Below are 16,166 nucleotides of genomic sequence, written 5' to 3'. Positions count from 1 at the left end.
CTCCCGCCTTCTTTAAAGTAAACTCATCTACTGATTAATTAATTTTTTCTCATCGACCATATGCCCTGAGGCTGCTTTTGCTTTTAAATAGGCTTCATTATAGAGAGAGGCTTCGACCGTATGATCAAACCGCAAAACAGGCAGACCGTAGGCAGCAATAGAGTCGACTTTATCTGGATTGTTCGTTAGGAGATGCATTGGTTTCCCTTTGTTTAAATAGTGCAGAACAGCCGCTGCCTCTTCGTAATGCCGGTCGTCATCTCCGCATCCAATCAGGCGGTTGGCTTCAAACGTATCCAGCTGCATTTCCTGTAATTTATACGTCAATGCTTTCGCCATCAGCCCAATTGACCGCCCTTCTTGATTGGCCATATAGACGAGCATGCCTTTTCCATAATCGGTGATTTTCTTCAGCGATAACGCAAGCTGTGGACCGCAGTCACATTTCAATGACCCAAACACATCCCCTGTTTGGCAGACACTATGAATTCGCACAAGCGGTGGCATTTCATTTTCAAAGTCGCCAAATAAGAGACAAGAGGAAAAGGTTTGCTGCGCGGTACTCATTTTGACAATAGATTCGATCGTTGGTTTTGTCTCTCCTTCAACAGGTGCGAAGGCATACCACTTAAATGGCACTTCTTCATGTTGAATAGAGATTGGCAGATTCACTGGCCCCACGAGCAAATAGTTTTTTTCTTGAAAGGTAAAATGATGAATCATTGATTGTAATTCATCTACAAACTTATTCATTTGTCTCCCCCCTAATCATCGCTGCACCCAAATCGACTCAGGTAGCGCAGTGATGGTGATGAATATGTGTCCGCACTCATAGCTTAAAAGAACATGGGTGTGCGTTTTCTCTCATCGTTCAGACATTGATTCCACCTATTCTAGCGATATGTCAATCTAGGTTTTTTCCAGTACAAAGGAGCAGAAATCTGGTTCATCACGCCTTTCTCTTGCATGATGCGCATATGTTCTTTCTTACAACGAACACCTCTGCTTCGTAAGATTGTTCACCTTTGTACTAGATTTTGACGGCAATGACATGGTGCTGGCTTATACCGGCTTTTGCTTTTAATGGTGTAATCGATACAAGCTCCAGACCCGATGAACAAATTCTTTCTCCAAGCTGAGAATCTGAAAATGAAAAATGGAAACGGCCATCTTCTCCGATTAACCCTGTTTTCCACTCTTCTCCCCATACAACAAGTGAGAAGACTCCGCCTTCTTGAAGCAAAGAGGACACCTGTTTTAAATAACGCTCATGATCATCAGGATGCTGGTGATGAAAGCAGCCATGATCTAAAATTAAATCAAACTGCATTTCTCGCCCCTGCTCCATCGACCATGACATAAAATCTTGATGAACAAAATGAACAGGGACCGTTTCTCTTTTCTGTAATCCTTCCCACTCCTCATGCTCATACAGGTCGATGCCGACATATTCGGAAAGTCCACTTAAATGTTCAAGTGCTCGGCCGTTCCCGCATCCGATATCGAGTACAGAAGCAAGTGCATTCTTTTCCCTTGAACGCCAAGCTTTTAATGACATTACAGCTGCATCAGTTAAAGATGGATCAGTAGACCACATATCTGTTCTTTTCTCATAATGTTCTTGAAATGCCATACGCATTTTTTCTAGATACAACCCACTGTCTTCGTGGTATAAAGCCTTTTTCATCACAGGACCTCCTTCTATTTAAAATCGACTTTTCAGGTAAAGGTCATTTTCAAGCCAAAAACCTTATGTTAAAATAAAAGATGGATTTTTTAGGAAATCTATTTTCTGAAGAAGAAGAGAAGCATCCCACATGTTCACTCTTCTTTTTCAGCATGCATCCTCATATGCAGCCATTTGAAAGCTGCAGCGCATCAGCTTGTTCTCTCTTTTTTTCATATGAGTTCACCTCCTTTAACACACGATCAACTCATAGCCTTCTTTGAAAACGCTTTCTAACTTGTACAAAAACATCACGTCTTTTATATATCTCTTGCAAAGTGATCATAGTAGAAAGGTCAATCTACTGTTTAGAACGGCTACCATATCTTCTTCATGTAAAAGACCGTTTGCTTGTGTTTTAGTAGAAATATTCCAAGCAAGACTTTCCTCATAAAGCGCTGATAACTTGGTTTTATGCACCACCTCCCACTAGAATAAACCTCGAATAATCCCATCAGAAATTTAACAACTACTTCCATAATGACTGGAATAAGCCAAATATATTGTTTTTAGATTATTTTGTCAACAATATATTTCCTAAACTTTAAAATGAATTTTCTAATTGAAAATACATGTATTTTTCGTGGTTTTTTGACCTTAAAACCCTTATTTCTACATAAAAATACGACATAAATCTTTAGATCTAAGAAATTTACCCTCTAAAATACACAAGGTTTTTATTACATTTTGAAACAAATTCGAAAGATACATTGATTATTTCCCGAATAGATTTTTGTGATGTTTTGACTATTTTTTCTCATTTCCTATCATATCCTTTGGTATATCTGCATTTTCAATTAGATGTTTTACTATTTATTCCAATCTGCTGTTTTTTCTAATTATAGTAAAAAAGATGCGGTCTCTCCTTCAAAGATGATGGCATGAAAAAAGCCCCTTACGAAAGTAAGAGGCTTTTTCTCAGTTGGCGTTTATGCCCAAGTTTTCACTTTTTCATGGTCTGTCACAAAGAGAAGGACTTTTCCTTCATCTAAATGTTCTTCAAATTTCTCAGCTTCTTCTTTAGAGAAACCAATTTCATGGATTTTATTTCGGAGCTCATCGCCCTTTTTACTAAAGATGTTCCCTACGGCATGTTTCAATCCAACTTCTCTTGGACCTATCGTATTGGCATCTGCATTTTCAGCAATACGCTCTGTACGATCATCGTCATGGGACAGAACATAAATGTCCTCTCTTGCAACACCGAGTGATTTTAATTGCTCTACATCTCTTTGAAGTGTTTCATCATTTGAATACTCTCTTACAACAGGTTTCATTTTATATTCCTCCTTTAGCGTCTTACGAATCTTTTACCCGTCACTTTTATCATTAAACCTTCTTTGAGCACATCCATTTTACATTGTGTACGAACCATACCTATTGACTTATTTTTGACAAAAAGCCTGTAAAAATGACTAAATTTTCTGAAATATCATGTTCATCCGTGCTGTTTTATTGTACAATTCTTGTACTGGAGGCTAGAAATGAGGTAGAGCTGATGTATTACTTTTCAGCGGAGCAGCAGTTTAATGCTTGGGTTGTCAGTGATTTGGTGAAACAGCTTTTTCAAAAGTGGAATCCTGAAGAAGCAAAAGCAAAGCCGCTTACATTGTTTGCTGAACAGCACTTTCGCATCTCCATTGATTATCTCTTTTCCATCATTATTAACATTGGAGATATCGAGTCAATTGAACAAGATCCACAAGACCTGTTGTCCTCATACTTGAATATCCTATTTCCTTTTGTGACGCGCGATATGATGAAAGCCTCCATGCAAAATGCGAACGAATATTTGTTAAAAGAACGTGATGCGGACGCGTATCAGCTGTTCGGCTGTCTGCCGCCGCTCCTCTCTGTTGACTTCCAAAAAAGTAGTCCTCCTCTATAAGATGGCGGCTGCTTTTTTGTGTGTGTTTGAAATAGACCGTATGTTTTGAATGAAAAGAAGCATCATGTTAATGTAAATCTAGGCTGCAAGTAAAAGGGAGGATTTGACATGAGTCAACAAAAGCAAATTCAATTAGCCAAACGTCCACAAGGATTACCTACAAAAGATGTTTTTCATTTTGAAACAGTCGATATACCTGTGCCGCAAGATGGTGAAGTCTTGATTCAAACGAAATATGTTTCTGTAGATCCTTATATGAGAGGACGAATGCAGGATACAAAATCCTATACACCTCCATTCAAGCTAAATGAAGTGATTCAGGGCGGTGTTGTCGGAGAAGTCGTTGAATCCAAATCGCCTCAATTTGAAAAAGGTGATTTTGTACTTGGACTCCTTGGCTGGCAAGAATATTCCACGGCCAAAGCTGAATCTCTCACTAAAATTGATCCATCTATTGCGCCATTGTCCTATTATTTAGGCATTTTAGGCATGCCAGGGCAAACCGCTTATTTCGGTCTTCTTACAATTGGCCAGCTAAAAGAAGGCGAGACCGTTGTCATTTCTGGGGCAGCAGGTGCTGTTGGTTCCGTTGTGGGACAAATTGCTAAGATCAAAGGCGCTCACGTCGTTGGGATTGCAGGATCTGATGATAAGCTGGCTTATTTAAAAGAGCTGGGCTTTGATGAAACAATTAATTATAAAACAACAAATGATTTAGATGATGCCATTGCAAAGGCGTGCCCTAACGGCGTCGATGTGTATTTTGACAATGTAGGCGGCGAAATATCTGATGCCGTGATGAATCATTTGAACCGCTTTGCACGTATTCCAGTGTGCGGCGCGATTTCGTCTTATAACATTAGTGCAAGCGAGGACATTGGACCGCGTGTGCAAACAAAACTCATTAAAACAAGCGCATTGATGCAAGGCTTCATTGTTGGCAACTATTCAGATCGTTTTGAAGAAGCAGCAAAAGACCTCGCACAATGGGTAAAAGAAGACAAACTGACTTATAAAGAAACAATCATTGAAGGCTTCGACAACATTCCGGATGCATTCCTCGGACTATTCAAAGGGGAAAATGTCGGAAAACAGCTTGTCAAAATCTCATAAAAAGAAAGGACCCTCAATGGTAGGGTCCCTAGATTGTTGACAAAGGGCTAAAATAATCTTGATTTTAGCCCTTTGTCTCCTTTTCAGCGTGATAGAAAACCTTTGCAGCCCTAGGAAGGACGAGTACTGGCGCGGAGCGAATCTGACATTCGTGAGCACCAGCACGCAGGACTGACACCGAATGCGAGGGTTTGTCTACACGCTGAGACCCTCCATGTGGTAGGGTCCTTTTTTTAAGCTTGCTTCGGCGCAAGATGCAGCTGGCCTTGCTTATAAACAATTTCCTGAAGCGAAAGATTTAGTTTTTTTGCCATTTTTTTGAGCATTGAGTGCTCTTGAGGTGTGACGAGGCTGATGACAGCCCCTTCTTTTCCTGCGCGACCAGTTCTGCCTGAACGGTGGATATAGCCCTCTTCGTTTGGCAGGTCGGCATGGATCACGTAAGGTAGATCGTCAATATCGATCCCTCTTGCTGCGATATCTGTTGCAAGAAGAAGCGGGAATTCACGCTGTTCAAATTCCTTTAAGATAATAGCTCGCTCTGCTTTTTTCGCTTCACTATGAAGGACACCAAGGTCGACATGGTGATACGCTAATTTCTCTGCATAAATGCTTAAATTCGTAATATCACGCACAAAGACGAGCGCATGCATGTCCTCAAGCCGCGATAGCTTTTGAAGTAGTTTTACTTTGTCACGCTGGTCACATAACAGATAATAGTGTCCTACTTTCTGTGCTTCTTCCTCACTTCGAGCAATCTTCAATACTTCTGGTTCAGATGTCATTTCTTTAATCAGTTGAACCGTTTCGTCTTTCAAGGTCGCAGAAAAACAAAGGATTTGTCTTTCTTTTAGTGTAGATTTAATGATCGCTTGGATCGTTTTCATATGCTCTGGCACAAGAAGCTGATCTGCTTCGTCTAGTACGATTGTTTTGACTTCGTGCATTTTCAGTTTCTTTATTTTGATTAATTCTTGTACACGGCCAGGTGTTGCGACAACGATGTTCGGGTGTTTTTTTAGTTTTTCTTGCTGTTTTTTGATGTTCGCTCCACCAATCAAGGAGACCGCTTTGATGTCTGATCCTTGTTTGAACTCTTGCACGACATCAAAAATTTGCATCACAAGCTCTCTTGATGGTGCCAAGATTAAAACTTGTGGGTGCTTGATATTCACATCGATTTTATTTAAAAGCGGCAACACATACGCCAGTGTCTTCCCCGTTCCTGTAGGCGATTCTGCGATGACATCACGCTTCTCCGTAATCCATTCTGCTGTTTTTTCTTGTATAGCTGTTGGTTTTTCGAAGCCAGCCGTTTGGAAGTTCTTTTGAATAAATGGCTTTGCTTCTTTCAAAAATGCCCAATTTTCTATCATGTCGATCTCCTTTATCATCATTCAATCTATCCTTTAGTATCTCAAAATCAGCTTTGAAACGCAATTTTTCTTTTGATGCTTTTATCGAGACGGACAGTTCGATATAATCATGAGAGGCACTAGCCGTTTTGAATCTATTTGAGGTGTAAAAAATGATATTATCTGTTAAAGATTTAAGCCATGGCTTTGGCGACAGAGCCATTTTTCACGAAGTCTCCTTCCGTTTATTAAAAGGCGAGCATGTCGGTTTAATTGGCGCCAACGGTGAAGGAAAATCAACGTTTATGAATATTATTACTGGCAAGCTGGAGCCAGATGCAGGAAAAGTGGAATGGGCAAAAAATGTCCGTGTCGGTTACCTGGATCAGCACACTGTGCTAGAAAAGGGAAGAACGATCCGCGAAGTGCTTCAGGATGCATTCCACTATTTATTTTCAATGGAAGCAGCGATGAATGACATTTACGGCAAAATGGGAGAAGCCGATCCTGATGAGCTGGAAAAGCTGTTAGAGGAAGTTGGCGTCATTCAAGATGCGCTCACAAACAATGATTTCTATATCATTGATTCCAAGGTCGAAGAAATAGCGAGAGGTCTTGGGTTAACCGATCTTGGGCTGGACCGTGATGTGACAGAGCTGAGCGGCGGACAGCGTACAAAAGTATTGCTTGCGAAATTGCTGTTAGAGAAGCCAGAAATTCTTCTTCTTGATGAGCCGACCAACTATTTAGATGAGCAGCATATTGAATGGTTGAAGCGCTATTTACAGGAATATGAAAATGCGTTTATCCTCATTTCACATGATATTCCGTTTTTAAACAGCGTCATTAACTTGATCTATCATGTGGAAAATCAAGAGCTCACGCGCTATGTTGGTGACTATGATCAATTTAAACAAGTGTACGAAGTCAAAAAGAGCCAGCTTGAAGCAGCTTATAAAAGGCAGCAACAGGAAGTCGCTGAACTAAAGGATTTTGTGGCAAGAAACAAAGCGCGTGTCAGCACAAGGAATATGGCCATGTCCCGTCAAAAGAAACTGGATAAGATGGATATGATTGAACTCGCAGCAGAAAAACCAAAGCCTGAATTCCACTTTAAAGCGGCACGTACTTCTGGGAAATTGATTTTTGAAACAAAAGATTTGGTCATTGGTTATGATGAACCACTCTCTCGTCCATTGAATCTGAAAATGGAACGCGGGCAAAAAATTGCGCTTTATGGCGCTAACGGGATCGGAAAAACGACATTGCTGCGAAGTCTCCTTGGAGAAATCTCCCCGATTTCGGGTGAGGTGGAACGCGGAGAATTCCTTCATATTGGCTACTTTGAGCAAGAAGTAAAAGAGCAAAACAGCAACACTTGTATTGAAGAAGTATGGAGCACCTTCCCTTCTTACACGCAATATGAAGTGAGAGCTGCCCTTGCTAAATGCGGATTAACGACAAAACATATTGAAAGCCGCGTGTCTGTTTTAAGCGGTGGAGAAAAAGCAAAGGTCCGTCTTTGTAAGTTGATCAATGAAGAAACCAACCTACTTGTTCTCGATGAGCCGACCAATCACTTGGATGTCGATGCGAAAGAAGAACTAAAACGTGCATTAAAAGAATACAAAGGGAGCGTCTTATTGATCTCTCACGAACCTGAATTTTATCAAGATGTAGCCACTGAAACTTGGAATTGCGAATCTTGGACGACAAAAGTATTATAACGGCAAAAAGCCTTATATCTGCAAAAGATATAAGGCTTCTTTCTTTTAATGACCTGCTTGAATATGGATAAGATGCTTACGACCAATTAGCAGGATAATCATGCCCAACAGAACGACAGCCGCCCCAACATAGTAAGGGGTGCTCGCTGTATAAGATTCAGCAAGTACGCCGGCAATCCAAGGAGCAATCGCGCCCCCAATAAACCGCACAGCACTGTAAGAGGATGAAGCAATGGAACGCTCAACCGGTGCTGATCCCATCACAGCGGTCGTGAGCACAGTATTGATCATACCTAGAATCCCCCCAGCAATGACAATTCCGCAGATGACGACGACTACATGTGAAGTCCAGATCCCAATACCGAATAAAATCACAGCAAACGAAGCAAACAGAACCACAAGAGAAGTCAATGTTCCAAGCTTGCGATGAATAACCGGCGCTGAGAAGACGGAGGTGACGGCCAAAAATAGTCCCCATCCAAAAAAGACATAACCAAGACCATGCTCATCCAGATGAAGCACAAATGGCGAATACGCTAAAAGCACAAAGAAACCAAAATTGTATAAGAAAGCAGCAGATGCCATCGTTAAAAGCCCTTTATATTTTAACGCCCCGACAGCCTCAAATAATTTCACCTTTTTCTGAGGTTTTGGCATCGGCGGAAGCATAAACGTAATGGCTAAAAGAGCAACAAGCATTAAGACCGCAACGCCAAAGAATGGTCCGCGCCAAGAGATCGTCCCAAGCTCTCCGCCAAGCAGCGGTCCAACCGAAATCCCAAGACCTAGTGCAGCCTCGTATAAAATAATGGCCTTCGCACTTCCTCCAACAGACACGCCGACAATCACAGAGAGAGCCGTTGAAATGAATAAGGCATTCCCAATGCCCCATCCGCCTCTAAAGCCGATTAATTCATTAATCGTTGAAGAAGTACCACCTAAAGCAGAAAAGACAATAATAAAAATAAGTCCGATTAATAATGTCCATTTCGCACCAATTCGACTAGAGAGAAAGCCGGTAAAAAACATCACAAAGCCGGTCACAAGTAAGTAGCTCGTAAACAACAGAGAGACCTGACTTGGAGATGCATCTAATTGTGATGCAATCGCCGGCAAAATTGGATCTACAAGTCCTATCCCCATAAATGAAATCACACATGCAAAGGCAACAGCCCAGACGGCCTTCGGCTGTCTAAGTAGACTTGTACGCTGTTTTAACACTTCTTCTTCCTTCATTCCATCAGAACCTTTCCTTCAAATGTTGACAAAATAAAATAAACACACTGAGGTGTTTATTTTTGTAGTTGCTCAATCGCATGAGCCGCTCTATCTTTCATCGTTTCAAGATCCTTTTTAAAGGATTGAATCGTTTCAAGCTTTTTTGTAATCAATTGATGTTGCACAGTCAGCTGCGCCTCAATATCTAACAGCTTTTCTAATCGTTCCTTCGGATCAAGCGACAGCAAGTAGCCTTCTTTATTCAGCTCTAACTGCTTCCCTATTTCCATAAACGATTGAAGCTCTTGTAGAGAAAAACCGAGTACCTCTTTTGCCTGCATCACTTTTTCTAGTTCTTCCATGTCATCCTCTGAGTACAGCCTGACACCGCCCTCTGTCCGCTTTGGTGCTGATAATAAACCAATCTCTTCATAGAAACGAATCGTTCGTTTCGTCAGTCCGCTTCTTTTCGCCACTTGATCAATTTTCATCCAATCCATTGCCAGTGCCTCCTGCTCATCAATTCATCATTTATTATACACCTTTATCACCTTAACGTAAACGTAAATGTTTGAGTTCTTGATTCTCACGTGTTTTGATGTAAAGTAAAAAACCCTGTAGAATGTCCTACAGGGTTCTTTCTTTCAATTATTTTATTAGGATTAACCTTCTAATTCCTCAATCATGATCGACAGTTCTGTCCAGCGGTCCATTGCTTGTTCTAGTTCTTCAACAACGGCTTTTTGTTCGTCCATCAGTTCTTGAATTTTCCCAAAATCACTGCCTGCTTCTGCAATGCTTGCTTCAAGCTGCTGATGTTTTTCCTCCAATGCCTGAATCCGGTCTTCAATTCCGTCCCATTCAAGCTGGTCTTTGTAAGAAAGTTTTTTTCTCTTTTTAGGTGCCGCTTCTACTTGTTTCTCAGCAGGCTTTGTTTCTATCCGCTTCGCCTCTTTTTCTTGCTCCATGTAATCGCTGTAAGCACCTTGGTAGTGTGAAATGCGGCCATTTCCTTCAAAGACAAGCAGACGATGAACCACTCGGTCTAAGAAATAACGATCATGCGATACGGTCATGACAACGCCAGGAAACTGTTCTAAATAATCCTCTAAAATGCTGAGTGTCTCCGTATCAAGATCGTTCGTCGGCTCATCTAAAAAGAGAACATTCGGTTCTTCCATTAAGACTTTTAGTAAATACAATCTGCGGCGTTCTCCCCCTGACAGCTTGCGAATAAACGTCCGCTGCATGGATCTTGGGAATAGGAACCGTTCCAGCATTTGTTCTGCTGTCACTATGGCACCATCAGATGTCTTTACGATCTCAGCTGTTTCCTTGATGTATTCAATGATCGTCAGCTCTTCATCCATTTCCTTATGATCCTGCGTGTAATAGCCAATGCGAACGGTTTGTCCAATCGTCAATTGTCCTGAAGTCGGTTCAATTTTACCCGCTAGACAATTAAGAAGCGTCGTCTTTCCGACTCCATTCGGTCCGATAAATCCAATCCGGTCTCCCGGCACGACTAAGTCTGTAAACCGCTCCACAAGGGTCTGGCCAGCAAATGAAATTGACAAGTCTTCCGCCTCTATGACTTGTTTTCCTAGGCGATGAGAACCGATGGCGAAATCCAGCTCCCCCTTCGCATCAGGGCCTTTTTGATCCATTAGCTCTTCGGCTCTGCCGATGCGTGCTTTCTGCTTCGTTGTTCTTGCTTTTGCTCCTCTTCTCAGCCATGCAAGCTCTCGTCTGAGTAAGTTTTGACGCTTCGTTTCTTTCACCTGAGCTTCTGCTTCTCGTTCCGCTCTTTTTTCTAAAAAGACTTCATAATTTCCTTTATACGTATAGAGCTGTCCTTGATTCAATTCATAAATTCGATTGGCCACTCGGTTGAGGAAATAACGATCATGCGTTACCAGAATGACAGCACCGCTATATTGACTCAAATATCCTTCGAGCCATTCAATTGTTGCATTATCGAGATGGTTGGTTGGCTCATCTAAAATCAGCAATCCTGCAGGCTGAATTAAGTTTTTAGCAATCGCGACACGCTTTTTCTGTCCGCCTGATAAGGCATGAACAGAACGGCTCACATCTTTGACGCCAAGCTTTGTCAAAATCGTTTTTGCTGACAAGTTCGCATCCCATGCGTCTTCCTGATCCATTCGATTTTGCATGCGCATGAGCGACTCTTGTTTTGCCTCATTTTGCGGATCATGCTCTAAATCGGCAAGTGCCTGTTCATATGCCTTCATCGTTTGAATCATCGGAGCGGTTCCAGAAAAAATGTAATCGAGAATCGTTTCATCCCCGTTCATTTCAGGGTCCTGCTCAAGAAATTCAATATCAAGTGTCCCTGCCTTCGTGATGTCACCTTCCTCAAACGATTCAAGTCCTGCGATGACCTTTAGGAGCGTTGACTTCCCTGTTCCGTTTGGTCCAATCAATCCGATGCGTTCCTTTGGTTCTATATGAAAAGAAATATGATCAAACAGCGTTTTCTCGCCATAGGTTTTATATAATCCTTCAACATTCAATAAACTCATTTTTATCAGCCCTTACATAGATTCTTCTTTTATTTTAAATCAGCCAGTAACAGAAAACTAGTTTTAAAAAACCCACTGCTGAAAAGAATGTTTCCTTTTGCTGCTCGATACACTATGAAGAGGTGATCTAAAGATGGTAACCATTAGCTTATGTATGATCGTGAAAAATGAAGAGGAGGTGTTAGCGGACTGCCTTTCCTCTGTTCAAGACATTGTCGATGAGATGATCATCGTTGATACAGGTTCAACAGATCGTACGAAAGAGATTGCTCACTCCTTTTCAGCCAAGGTACTTGATTTCGAATGGGTTCAGCATTTTGCCAAAGCCCGCAATTTTGCTTTCTCACGTGCAACGAAAGAGTATATTTTATGGCTTGATGCAGACGATGTTTTGCTTGAAGAAGACCGTCAAAAATTTCTTCAGCTCAAAGAGACACTCGATCCTTCGGTGGATGCCGTCTCAATGTTTTATCATGTAGGATTTGATGAAGACGGTCAGGTGAATTTTAAATATAGAAGAAATCGCCTTGTGAAGCGTGCCTTGAACTTTCAGTGGTACGGGGCCGTTCATGAGTTTCTTCAGGTGTACGGCAACATTTTACCAGCCGATATAGCCGTCACACATCAAAAGCGTAAGAAAACAACCGCTGGTGAACCAGGGCGCAACCTGCGAATTTATGAAGACATGCTGGCAAGGGGAGAGGACATGACGCCCCGTGATCTCTTTTACTTTGCCAATGAATTAAGAGATAACAGGCAGCATGTCAAAGCAATTCGTTTTTATCATGAATTTTTAGCGACAAAACAATGCTGGATTGAGGATGAAATTCGCACATTCCAATATTTAGCAGATTGCTATTATGCGGTAGGTTTCGAGGAAGCAGCTTTATCCTCATTATTACGTTCATTCTTATATGATCAGCCTCGTCCAGAATTTTGCTGCCGGATCGGGGATCATCTAAAAATTCAAAATAAACATCAGGCAGCGATCTTTTGGTATGAGCAGGCGCTAAAAGCTCCTGAAAACGAAGCAGCCTTCACACTCACACATTATAAAACGTGGTATCCTCACCTTCAGCTTTGCTATTGTTATTATCAGCTTGGCGATTTGGAGAAAGCCAAAACACATCACCTTGCCTCCGCCGCCCATCACCCAACTCATCCAAGTGTGCTGTATAATGAAAAAATATTTGCTAAACTGACATAAATGATCTATCACCACATCCGCCTTTCATCTATCGGCGGATGTCTCTTTTTATGTATAAATTCGATGGTGGCGTTTAACACTTTAGTGATTTAAAGCGTTCTTCAACCAATTGACTAAATTGTCATTTCAGCATATACTAACACTCGTCTTACGAAAAGATTTATCCATTAGGAGGTCAACATGAGTTCTTTATTTCGAAAAAAGTCTCTCGACCAGCTTATGCTTGAAAGTCAAACGAAGCGGCTCAGCCGATCGTTAAATACGTTTGATTTAATCTTGCTTGGCATTGGCTGCGTGGTCGGGACTGGGATCTTTGTGATTACGGGGGTTGCTGCGGCAAAGGATGCGGGACCTGCGATTATTATATCTTTTATTTTAGCTGCGATCGCATGCGCCCTTGCTGCTTTTTGCTACGCTGAGTTCTCATCGTCCATTCCTGTATCAGGAAGCGTCTATACGTATTCCTACGCTACACTTGGGGAATTTCTCGCCTTCTTAATGGGCTGGGATCTCATGCTTGAATATGTCATTGCACTCTCTGCTGTAGCAAGCGGATGGTCGTCCTATTTCCAATCACTGCTCAGTGGATTTGGTGTACACATACCGAAGGCTTTATCAGCTGCACCTGGAGCCGCTGATGGGGCCGTCTTTAACCTTCCAGGCGCACTCATTATTTTGCTTATCACCTTTATCGTCTCAAGAGGCGTCAAGGAAAGCACGAAGCTGAATAACATCATTGTGCTGATTAAAATTGCCATCGTCCTTCTCTTTATCATCTCAGGCTTTGCTTACGTCAAACCTGAAAACTGGACACCTTTTATGCCGATGGGCTTCCACGGTGTGATTGCTGGAGCGGCGACTGTCTTTTTTGCTTACCTTGGATTTGATGCGATCGCTAATGCGTCTGAAGAAGTCAAAAATCCTCAAAAGGCGATGCCAATCGGAATTATCGGAGCGCTCGGTGTTTGTACGATTTTATACATTGGTGTTTCATTCGTCTTAACAGGCATGGTTCACTATACGAAGCTGAATGTCAGTGATCCTGTCGCATTTGCTCTTCAAGTTGTTGGCCTGAATAGTGTGGCGGGCATTATATCCGCAGGTGCCATTATTGGGATCACAACGGTTTTAATTGCCTTAGTCTATGCGCAGGTGCGCCTAACCTTTGCGATGAGCCGCGATGGTCTTATGCCAAGGATTTTCTCTAATGTCAATCCAAAATCACAAACACCCGTTGCCAACACTTGGCTGACAGGTGCTGTCGCAGCATGTATCGTAGGCTTTGTGAACTTATCGACGCTCTCGAATTTAGTGAGCATCGGTACGCTTGCAGCCTTCACAGTCATTTCAATCGCTGTCATCGTTTTACGGAAAAAACACCCGAATGTCAAAGCAGCGTTTAAAGTGCCATTCGTGCCTGTTCTTCCGATTATCAGTGCGATCATTTGTATCACACTCGCAACTACCCTTTCATGGGAGACATGGAGAGCCTTCCTTATTTGGGTGGCCATTGGTGTCGTTGTTTATTTCACCTATGCAAGACGAAAAAGTCATTTGAATGAAACGCATTAGAAAAGAGACACGGTGATTCCCGGTCTCTTTTTTTTGCTTAAATCACACTGTTTTTGGCTGAATTTGAATCCACCATATCTGGATCTAACACGCTTGAAATCGGAATGACAAGCGGTGAACAATCTCCATTGTCCTCTCCAAATCCTTGGTTCATTTTCATCGAGAGAAAATAATCGATTTGCTGATAAGGACCTAGCGTCAGTGATGCACCCCGATCCATTGCATTGATTTTAAAAGCACCGACATTGACGACTGAGGGTGAGAATAACATCACACGTCACTTCCTTTGAATGGGTTTAGCTGTTGGTGAAAAAGAGGCAGGTGAGTCCACTTGATCTCGATCATCTACATGGCTTTTTGTCCCGACAAAACCGCTGGCATCTCCAAAATTTTGTCCGTACCCCTGATTTTTTTTATCTGAGTTTTGCCACTCTGCTAACAAATTTTGTCCGACATTCACCGCCGACGCATTTTCAAAGGAATTAATTTTTAACATGAAAATATTAATATTGATATACGGAGTTGGTTGAACCACAGATAAACCTCCTTTTTATAGGTATATGCAAGCACCCATCAAGTATGTTAACAGGAGGTCTTCACATGGACTTCGAAAAAATGAAGCAGTGGATGGATATTGCCCAGCAAATGCACGGGGATGATTTTTGGAAAATGATCTTCGATGATGAGCAAAGATCTCCCTTTATGGCAAACGGTCCATCTCCCTTTACATTTACGCAGCAGGATCAGCGCGGCCCAGATGCGTCGTTCCCACCCATCGACATGGTGGAAACCGCGACAGAAATTCAGTACTTAATTTATTTGCCTGGCTACCGAAAGGAAGATGTACAAGTGTTATCATATGGCGAGTATTTGGTTGTGAAAGGACAGCGTTTTTCCTTTTTTAATGAGCAGGATTTTCGCCAAAAGCAGGGGAAGTATGGTCCATTTGAAAAGAAAATCCGGCTCCCAGAAATGATTCTTGGACAAATGAATGCAACCTTTAAAGACGGTGTGCTTTATATCAGACTGCAAAAGGATGAAGGAAAAGCGACGGCTATTATCATAGATGACGAATATTGATACTCACGGCGTCGATTTGATCACGATCATCAATCGATTCAATCGGCAGGATCGTGATCACGCCATCAGCATTCTGTTCCCCAAACCCATTGTTTCTTTTCATCGTACTGCAATGATTGCAAACAAACGTCGAACCAAACGTCATGGATGATCCTGTGCCCATCGAGTTCGTTTTCATATGGGCAATGTGTATATGTGTAGGCAGCATGTGCTTCTCCCCTTTCTTGTCATCTCTTTAAGTATATATCTCATAGCTTTTCCATAGACTAGATCAAGGCAGAAGAAAAGGTTGTGGTCTATTTGAAACATTTCATTCTATCACTCTTTAAAAAAACTGAATCCAGCCCATCTCCCTCTGTCACCGAGCTGGAGAAAAGGCTCACCGCTCTCGAGCAAAAAATGTCTGCACCAGCTTCCCCTGTCTCAGAGGATACACACATTCATATCGAATCCCTGCATGTGGACAAAATTGATTACCATTTAGAGTTTGGTGAGCTTTCCATTGACCAGCTTCAAGGCAGACTCAATATTGGGGCAACCTATTACACGCCAAAAGACACGCACATCAAAAAATCAGCACCTCCGCCGAAGCCAAAAGAAACAAAAACACCGACGGTCTCGATTCGATCAAAACCTTCTTCTTAAGCGCTCGGCTTTTTTACAATCGGGTCAGCATCAGGAACATGCAAATTGAAAACGATAAGCCAAGGCCAAAATAAAAAGCTCCAGCCCTC

At 42.0% G+C, this 16,166-nt stretch carries 18 protein-coding genes; 7 read left to right on the top strand and 11 right to left on the bottom strand.

Annotated elements, in window-relative coordinates:
* Nucleotides 1-27 precede the first annotated feature (27 nt).
* The 4 genes from MHI35_RS03555 to MHI35_RS03540 all read right to left on the bottom strand — a co-directional run bounded on the left by MHI35_RS03555 (nucleotide 28) and on the right by MHI35_RS03540 (nucleotide 3,003).
* On the bottom strand, nucleotides 28-753 hold the full coding sequence (locus MHI35_RS03555) for a GTP cyclohydrolase II (protein WP_012009236.1): 726 nt from the start codon (nucleotides 751-753) through the stop codon (nucleotides 28-30).
* Nucleotides 754-1,030: 277 nt separating this feature from the next.
* Nucleotides 1,031-1,687 carry a class I SAM-dependent methyltransferase gene (locus MHI35_RS03550; RefSeq protein WP_088000768.1) on the bottom strand — a complete coding sequence of 219 codons (657 nt, stop codon included), beginning with the start codon at nucleotides 1,685-1,687 and terminating at the stop codon, nucleotides 1,031-1,033.
* 321 nt (nucleotides 1,688-2,008) lie between these two features.
* Nucleotides 2,009-2,146, bottom strand: a complete 138-nt coding sequence (locus MHI35_RS03545) for a hypothetical protein (RefSeq protein ID WP_211063728.1) — start codon at nucleotides 2,144-2,146, stop codon at nucleotides 2,009-2,011.
* A 509-nt stretch (nucleotides 2,147-2,655) separates the two neighbouring features.
* A complete protein-coding gene (locus MHI35_RS03540) occupies nucleotides 2,656-3,003 on the bottom strand; it encodes a general stress protein (protein WP_088000770.1) in 348 nt (115 codons plus the stop codon).
* A 221-nt stretch (nucleotides 3,004-3,224) separates the two neighbouring features.
* Here MHI35_RS03540 and MHI35_RS03535 point away from each other — a divergent pair, with 221 nt between their 5' ends.
* Together MHI35_RS03535 and MHI35_RS03530 are read left to right on the top strand one after the other, a co-directional pair.
* Nucleotides 3,225-3,614, top strand: a complete 390-nt coding sequence (locus tag MHI35_RS03535; RefSeq protein ID WP_211063729.1) for a YfmB family protein — start codon at nucleotides 3,225-3,227, stop codon at nucleotides 3,612-3,614.
* Nucleotides 3,615-3,722: 108 nt separating this feature from the next.
* Nucleotides 3,723-4,727: an NADP-dependent oxidoreductase gene (locus MHI35_RS03530; protein WP_335349158.1), complete on the top strand. Its 1,005-nt coding sequence runs from the start codon at nucleotides 3,723-3,725 to the stop codon at nucleotides 4,725-4,727.
* A 233-nt stretch (nucleotides 4,728-4,960) separates the two neighbouring features.
* Here MHI35_RS03530 and MHI35_RS03525 read toward each other — a convergent pair whose 3' ends face one another.
* A complete protein-coding gene (locus tag MHI35_RS03525) occupies nucleotides 4,961-6,103 on the bottom strand; it encodes a DEAD/DEAH box helicase (protein ID WP_211063731.1) in 1,143 nt (380 codons plus the stop codon).
* Nucleotides 6,104-6,255: 152 nt separating this feature from the next.
* Between MHI35_RS03525 and MHI35_RS03520 the strand changes: the two genes are divergently transcribed.
* The gene (locus tag MHI35_RS03520) at nucleotides 6,256-7,809 is read left to right on the top strand and encodes an ABC-F family ATP-binding cassette domain-containing protein (RefSeq protein ID WP_012009230.1); all 1,554 of its coding nucleotides are present in this window, start codon (nucleotides 6,256-6,258) and stop codon (nucleotides 7,807-7,809) included.
* A gap of 45 nt (nucleotides 7,810-7,854) precedes the next feature.
* On the opposite strand, the gene MHI35_RS03515 is transcribed toward MHI35_RS03520, so the two are convergent.
* The 3 genes from MHI35_RS03515 to MHI35_RS03505 all read right to left on the bottom strand — a co-directional run bounded on the left by MHI35_RS03515 (nucleotide 7,855) and on the right by MHI35_RS03505 (nucleotide 11,573).
* The gene (locus tag MHI35_RS03515) at nucleotides 7,855-9,045 is read right to left on the bottom strand and encodes an MFS transporter (RefSeq protein WP_335349157.1); all 1,191 of its coding nucleotides are present in this window, start codon (nucleotides 9,043-9,045) and stop codon (nucleotides 7,855-7,857) included.
* A gap of 56 nt (nucleotides 9,046-9,101) precedes the next feature.
* Entirely contained in the window at nucleotides 9,102-9,527 is a 426-nt protein-coding gene (locus MHI35_RS03510) for a MerR family transcriptional regulator (RefSeq protein WP_012009228.1), read from the bottom strand.
* A gap of 162 nt (nucleotides 9,528-9,689) precedes the next feature.
* Nucleotides 9,690-11,573 (bottom strand): ABC-F family ATP-binding cassette domain-containing protein, encoded by a 1,884-nt coding sequence (locus MHI35_RS03505; RefSeq protein WP_335349156.1) that lies wholly within the window; start codon nucleotides 11,571-11,573, stop codon nucleotides 9,690-9,692.
* Between the two features lie 133 nt (nucleotides 11,574-11,706).
* On the opposite strand from MHI35_RS03505, the gene MHI35_RS03500 reads away from it, so the two are divergent.
* Both MHI35_RS03500 and MHI35_RS03495 read left to right on the top strand, forming a co-directional pair.
* Complete coding sequence (locus tag MHI35_RS03500) at nucleotides 11,707-12,780, top strand: tetratricopeptide repeat-containing glycosyltransferase family 2 protein (RefSeq protein ID WP_335349155.1); 1,074 nt, start codon at nucleotides 11,707-11,709, stop codon at nucleotides 12,778-12,780.
* Nucleotides 12,781-12,960: 180 nt separating this feature from the next.
* Nucleotides 12,961-14,352 carry an amino acid permease gene (locus MHI35_RS03495; protein ID WP_335349154.1) on the top strand — a complete coding sequence of 464 codons (1,392 nt, stop codon included), beginning with the start codon at nucleotides 12,961-12,963 and terminating at the stop codon, nucleotides 14,350-14,352.
* Nucleotides 14,353-14,389: 37 nt separating this feature from the next.
* On the opposite strand, the gene MHI35_RS03490 is transcribed toward MHI35_RS03495, so the two are convergent.
* On the bottom strand, nucleotides 14,390-14,623 hold the full coding sequence (locus MHI35_RS03490) for a hypothetical protein (protein ID WP_058015466.1): 234 nt from the start codon (nucleotides 14,621-14,623) through the stop codon (nucleotides 14,390-14,392).
* Nucleotides 14,624-14,629: 6 nt separating this feature from the next.
* Nucleotides 14,630-14,887, bottom strand: coding sequence for a hypothetical protein (locus tag MHI35_RS03485; protein ID WP_012009223.1), 258 nt, complete (start codon nucleotides 14,885-14,887; stop codon nucleotides 14,630-14,632).
* Between the two features lie 65 nt (nucleotides 14,888-14,952).
* On the opposite strand from MHI35_RS03485, the gene MHI35_RS03480 reads away from it, so the two are divergent.
* Entirely contained in the window at nucleotides 14,953-15,432 is a 480-nt protein-coding gene (locus MHI35_RS03480; RefSeq protein WP_144523489.1) for an Hsp20/alpha crystallin family protein, read from the top strand.
* Here the strand turns inward: MHI35_RS03480 and MHI35_RS03475 are convergent.
* Nucleotides 15,413-15,640 (bottom strand): hypothetical protein, encoded by a 228-nt coding sequence (locus MHI35_RS03475; RefSeq protein WP_144523488.1) that lies wholly within the window; start codon nucleotides 15,638-15,640, stop codon nucleotides 15,413-15,415. The two genes, MHI35_RS03480 and MHI35_RS03475, sit on opposite strands and share 20 nt — an antisense overlap.
* 92 nt (nucleotides 15,641-15,732) lie before the next feature.
* Here MHI35_RS03475 and MHI35_RS03470 point away from each other — a divergent pair, with 92 nt between their 5' ends.
* Complete coding sequence (locus MHI35_RS03470) at nucleotides 15,733-16,077, top strand: hypothetical protein (protein WP_144523486.1); 345 nt, start codon at nucleotides 15,733-15,735, stop codon at nucleotides 16,075-16,077.
* Nucleotides 16,078-16,166 lie beyond the last annotated feature (89 nt).

Source organism: Bacillus sp. FSL K6-3459, from assembly GCF_038003305.1.
Lineage (GTDB): Bacteria > Bacillota > Bacilli > Bacillales > Bacillaceae > Bacillus > Bacillus pumilus_O.
The sequence above is the reverse complement of the archived record's forward strand: the minus strand, read 5'-3'. Positions and strand labels throughout refer to the sequence as shown.

What these genes read in the sequence shown, in the direction of transcription:
- MHI35_RS03520 (WP_012009230.1), top strand. Translation starts at nt 6,256, where the DNA reads ATGATATTATCTGTTAAAGATTTAAGCCATGGCTTTGGCGACAGAGCC.
- MHI35_RS03555 (WP_012009236.1), bottom strand. Translation starts at nt 753, where the DNA reads ATGAATAAGTTTGTAGATGAATTACAATCAATGATTCATCATTTTACC.
- MHI35_RS03550 (WP_088000768.1), bottom strand. Translation starts at nt 1,687, where the DNA reads ATGAAAAAGGCTTTATACCACGAAGACAGTGGGTTGTATCTAGAAAAA.
- MHI35_RS03490 (WP_058015466.1), bottom strand. Translation starts at nt 14,623, where the DNA reads ATGTTATTCTCACCCTCAGTCGTCAATGTCGGTGCTTTTAAAATCAAT.
- MHI35_RS03515 (WP_335349157.1), bottom strand. Translation starts at nt 9,045, where the DNA reads ATGAAGGAAGAAGAAGTGTTAAAACAGCGTACAAGTCTACTTAGACAG.
- MHI35_RS03480 (WP_144523489.1), top strand. Translation starts at nt 14,953, where the DNA reads ATGGACTTCGAAAAAATGAAGCAGTGGATGGATATTGCCCAGCAAATG.
- MHI35_RS03540 (WP_088000770.1), bottom strand. Translation starts at nt 3,003, where the DNA reads ATGAAACCTGTTGTAAGAGAGTATTCAAATGATGAAACACTTCAAAGA.
- MHI35_RS03505 (WP_335349156.1), bottom strand. Translation starts at nt 11,573, where the DNA reads ATGAGTTTATTGAATGTTGAAGGATTATATAAAACCTATGGCGAGAAA.
- MHI35_RS03495 (WP_335349154.1), top strand. Translation starts at nt 12,961, where the DNA reads ATGAGTTCTTTATTTCGAAAAAAGTCTCTCGACCAGCTTATGCTTGAA.
- MHI35_RS03535 (WP_211063729.1), top strand. Translation starts at nt 3,225, where the DNA reads ATGTATTACTTTTCAGCGGAGCAGCAGTTTAATGCTTGGGTTGTCAGT.
- MHI35_RS03510 (WP_012009228.1), bottom strand. Translation starts at nt 9,527, where the DNA reads ATGGATTGGATGAAAATTGATCAAGTGGCGAAAAGAAGCGGACTGACG.
- MHI35_RS03525 (WP_211063731.1), bottom strand. Translation starts at nt 6,103, where the DNA reads ATGATAGAAAATTGGGCATTTTTGAAAGAAGCAAAGCCATTTATTCAA.
- MHI35_RS03475 (WP_144523488.1), bottom strand. Translation starts at nt 15,640, where the DNA reads ATGCTGCCTACACATATACACATTGCCCATATGAAAACGAACTCGATG.
- MHI35_RS03500 (WP_335349155.1), top strand. Translation starts at nt 11,707, where the DNA reads ATGGTAACCATTAGCTTATGTATGATCGTGAAAAATGAAGAGGAGGTG.
- MHI35_RS03530 (WP_335349158.1), top strand. Translation starts at nt 3,723, where the DNA reads ATGAGTCAACAAAAGCAAATTCAATTAGCCAAACGTCCACAAGGATTA.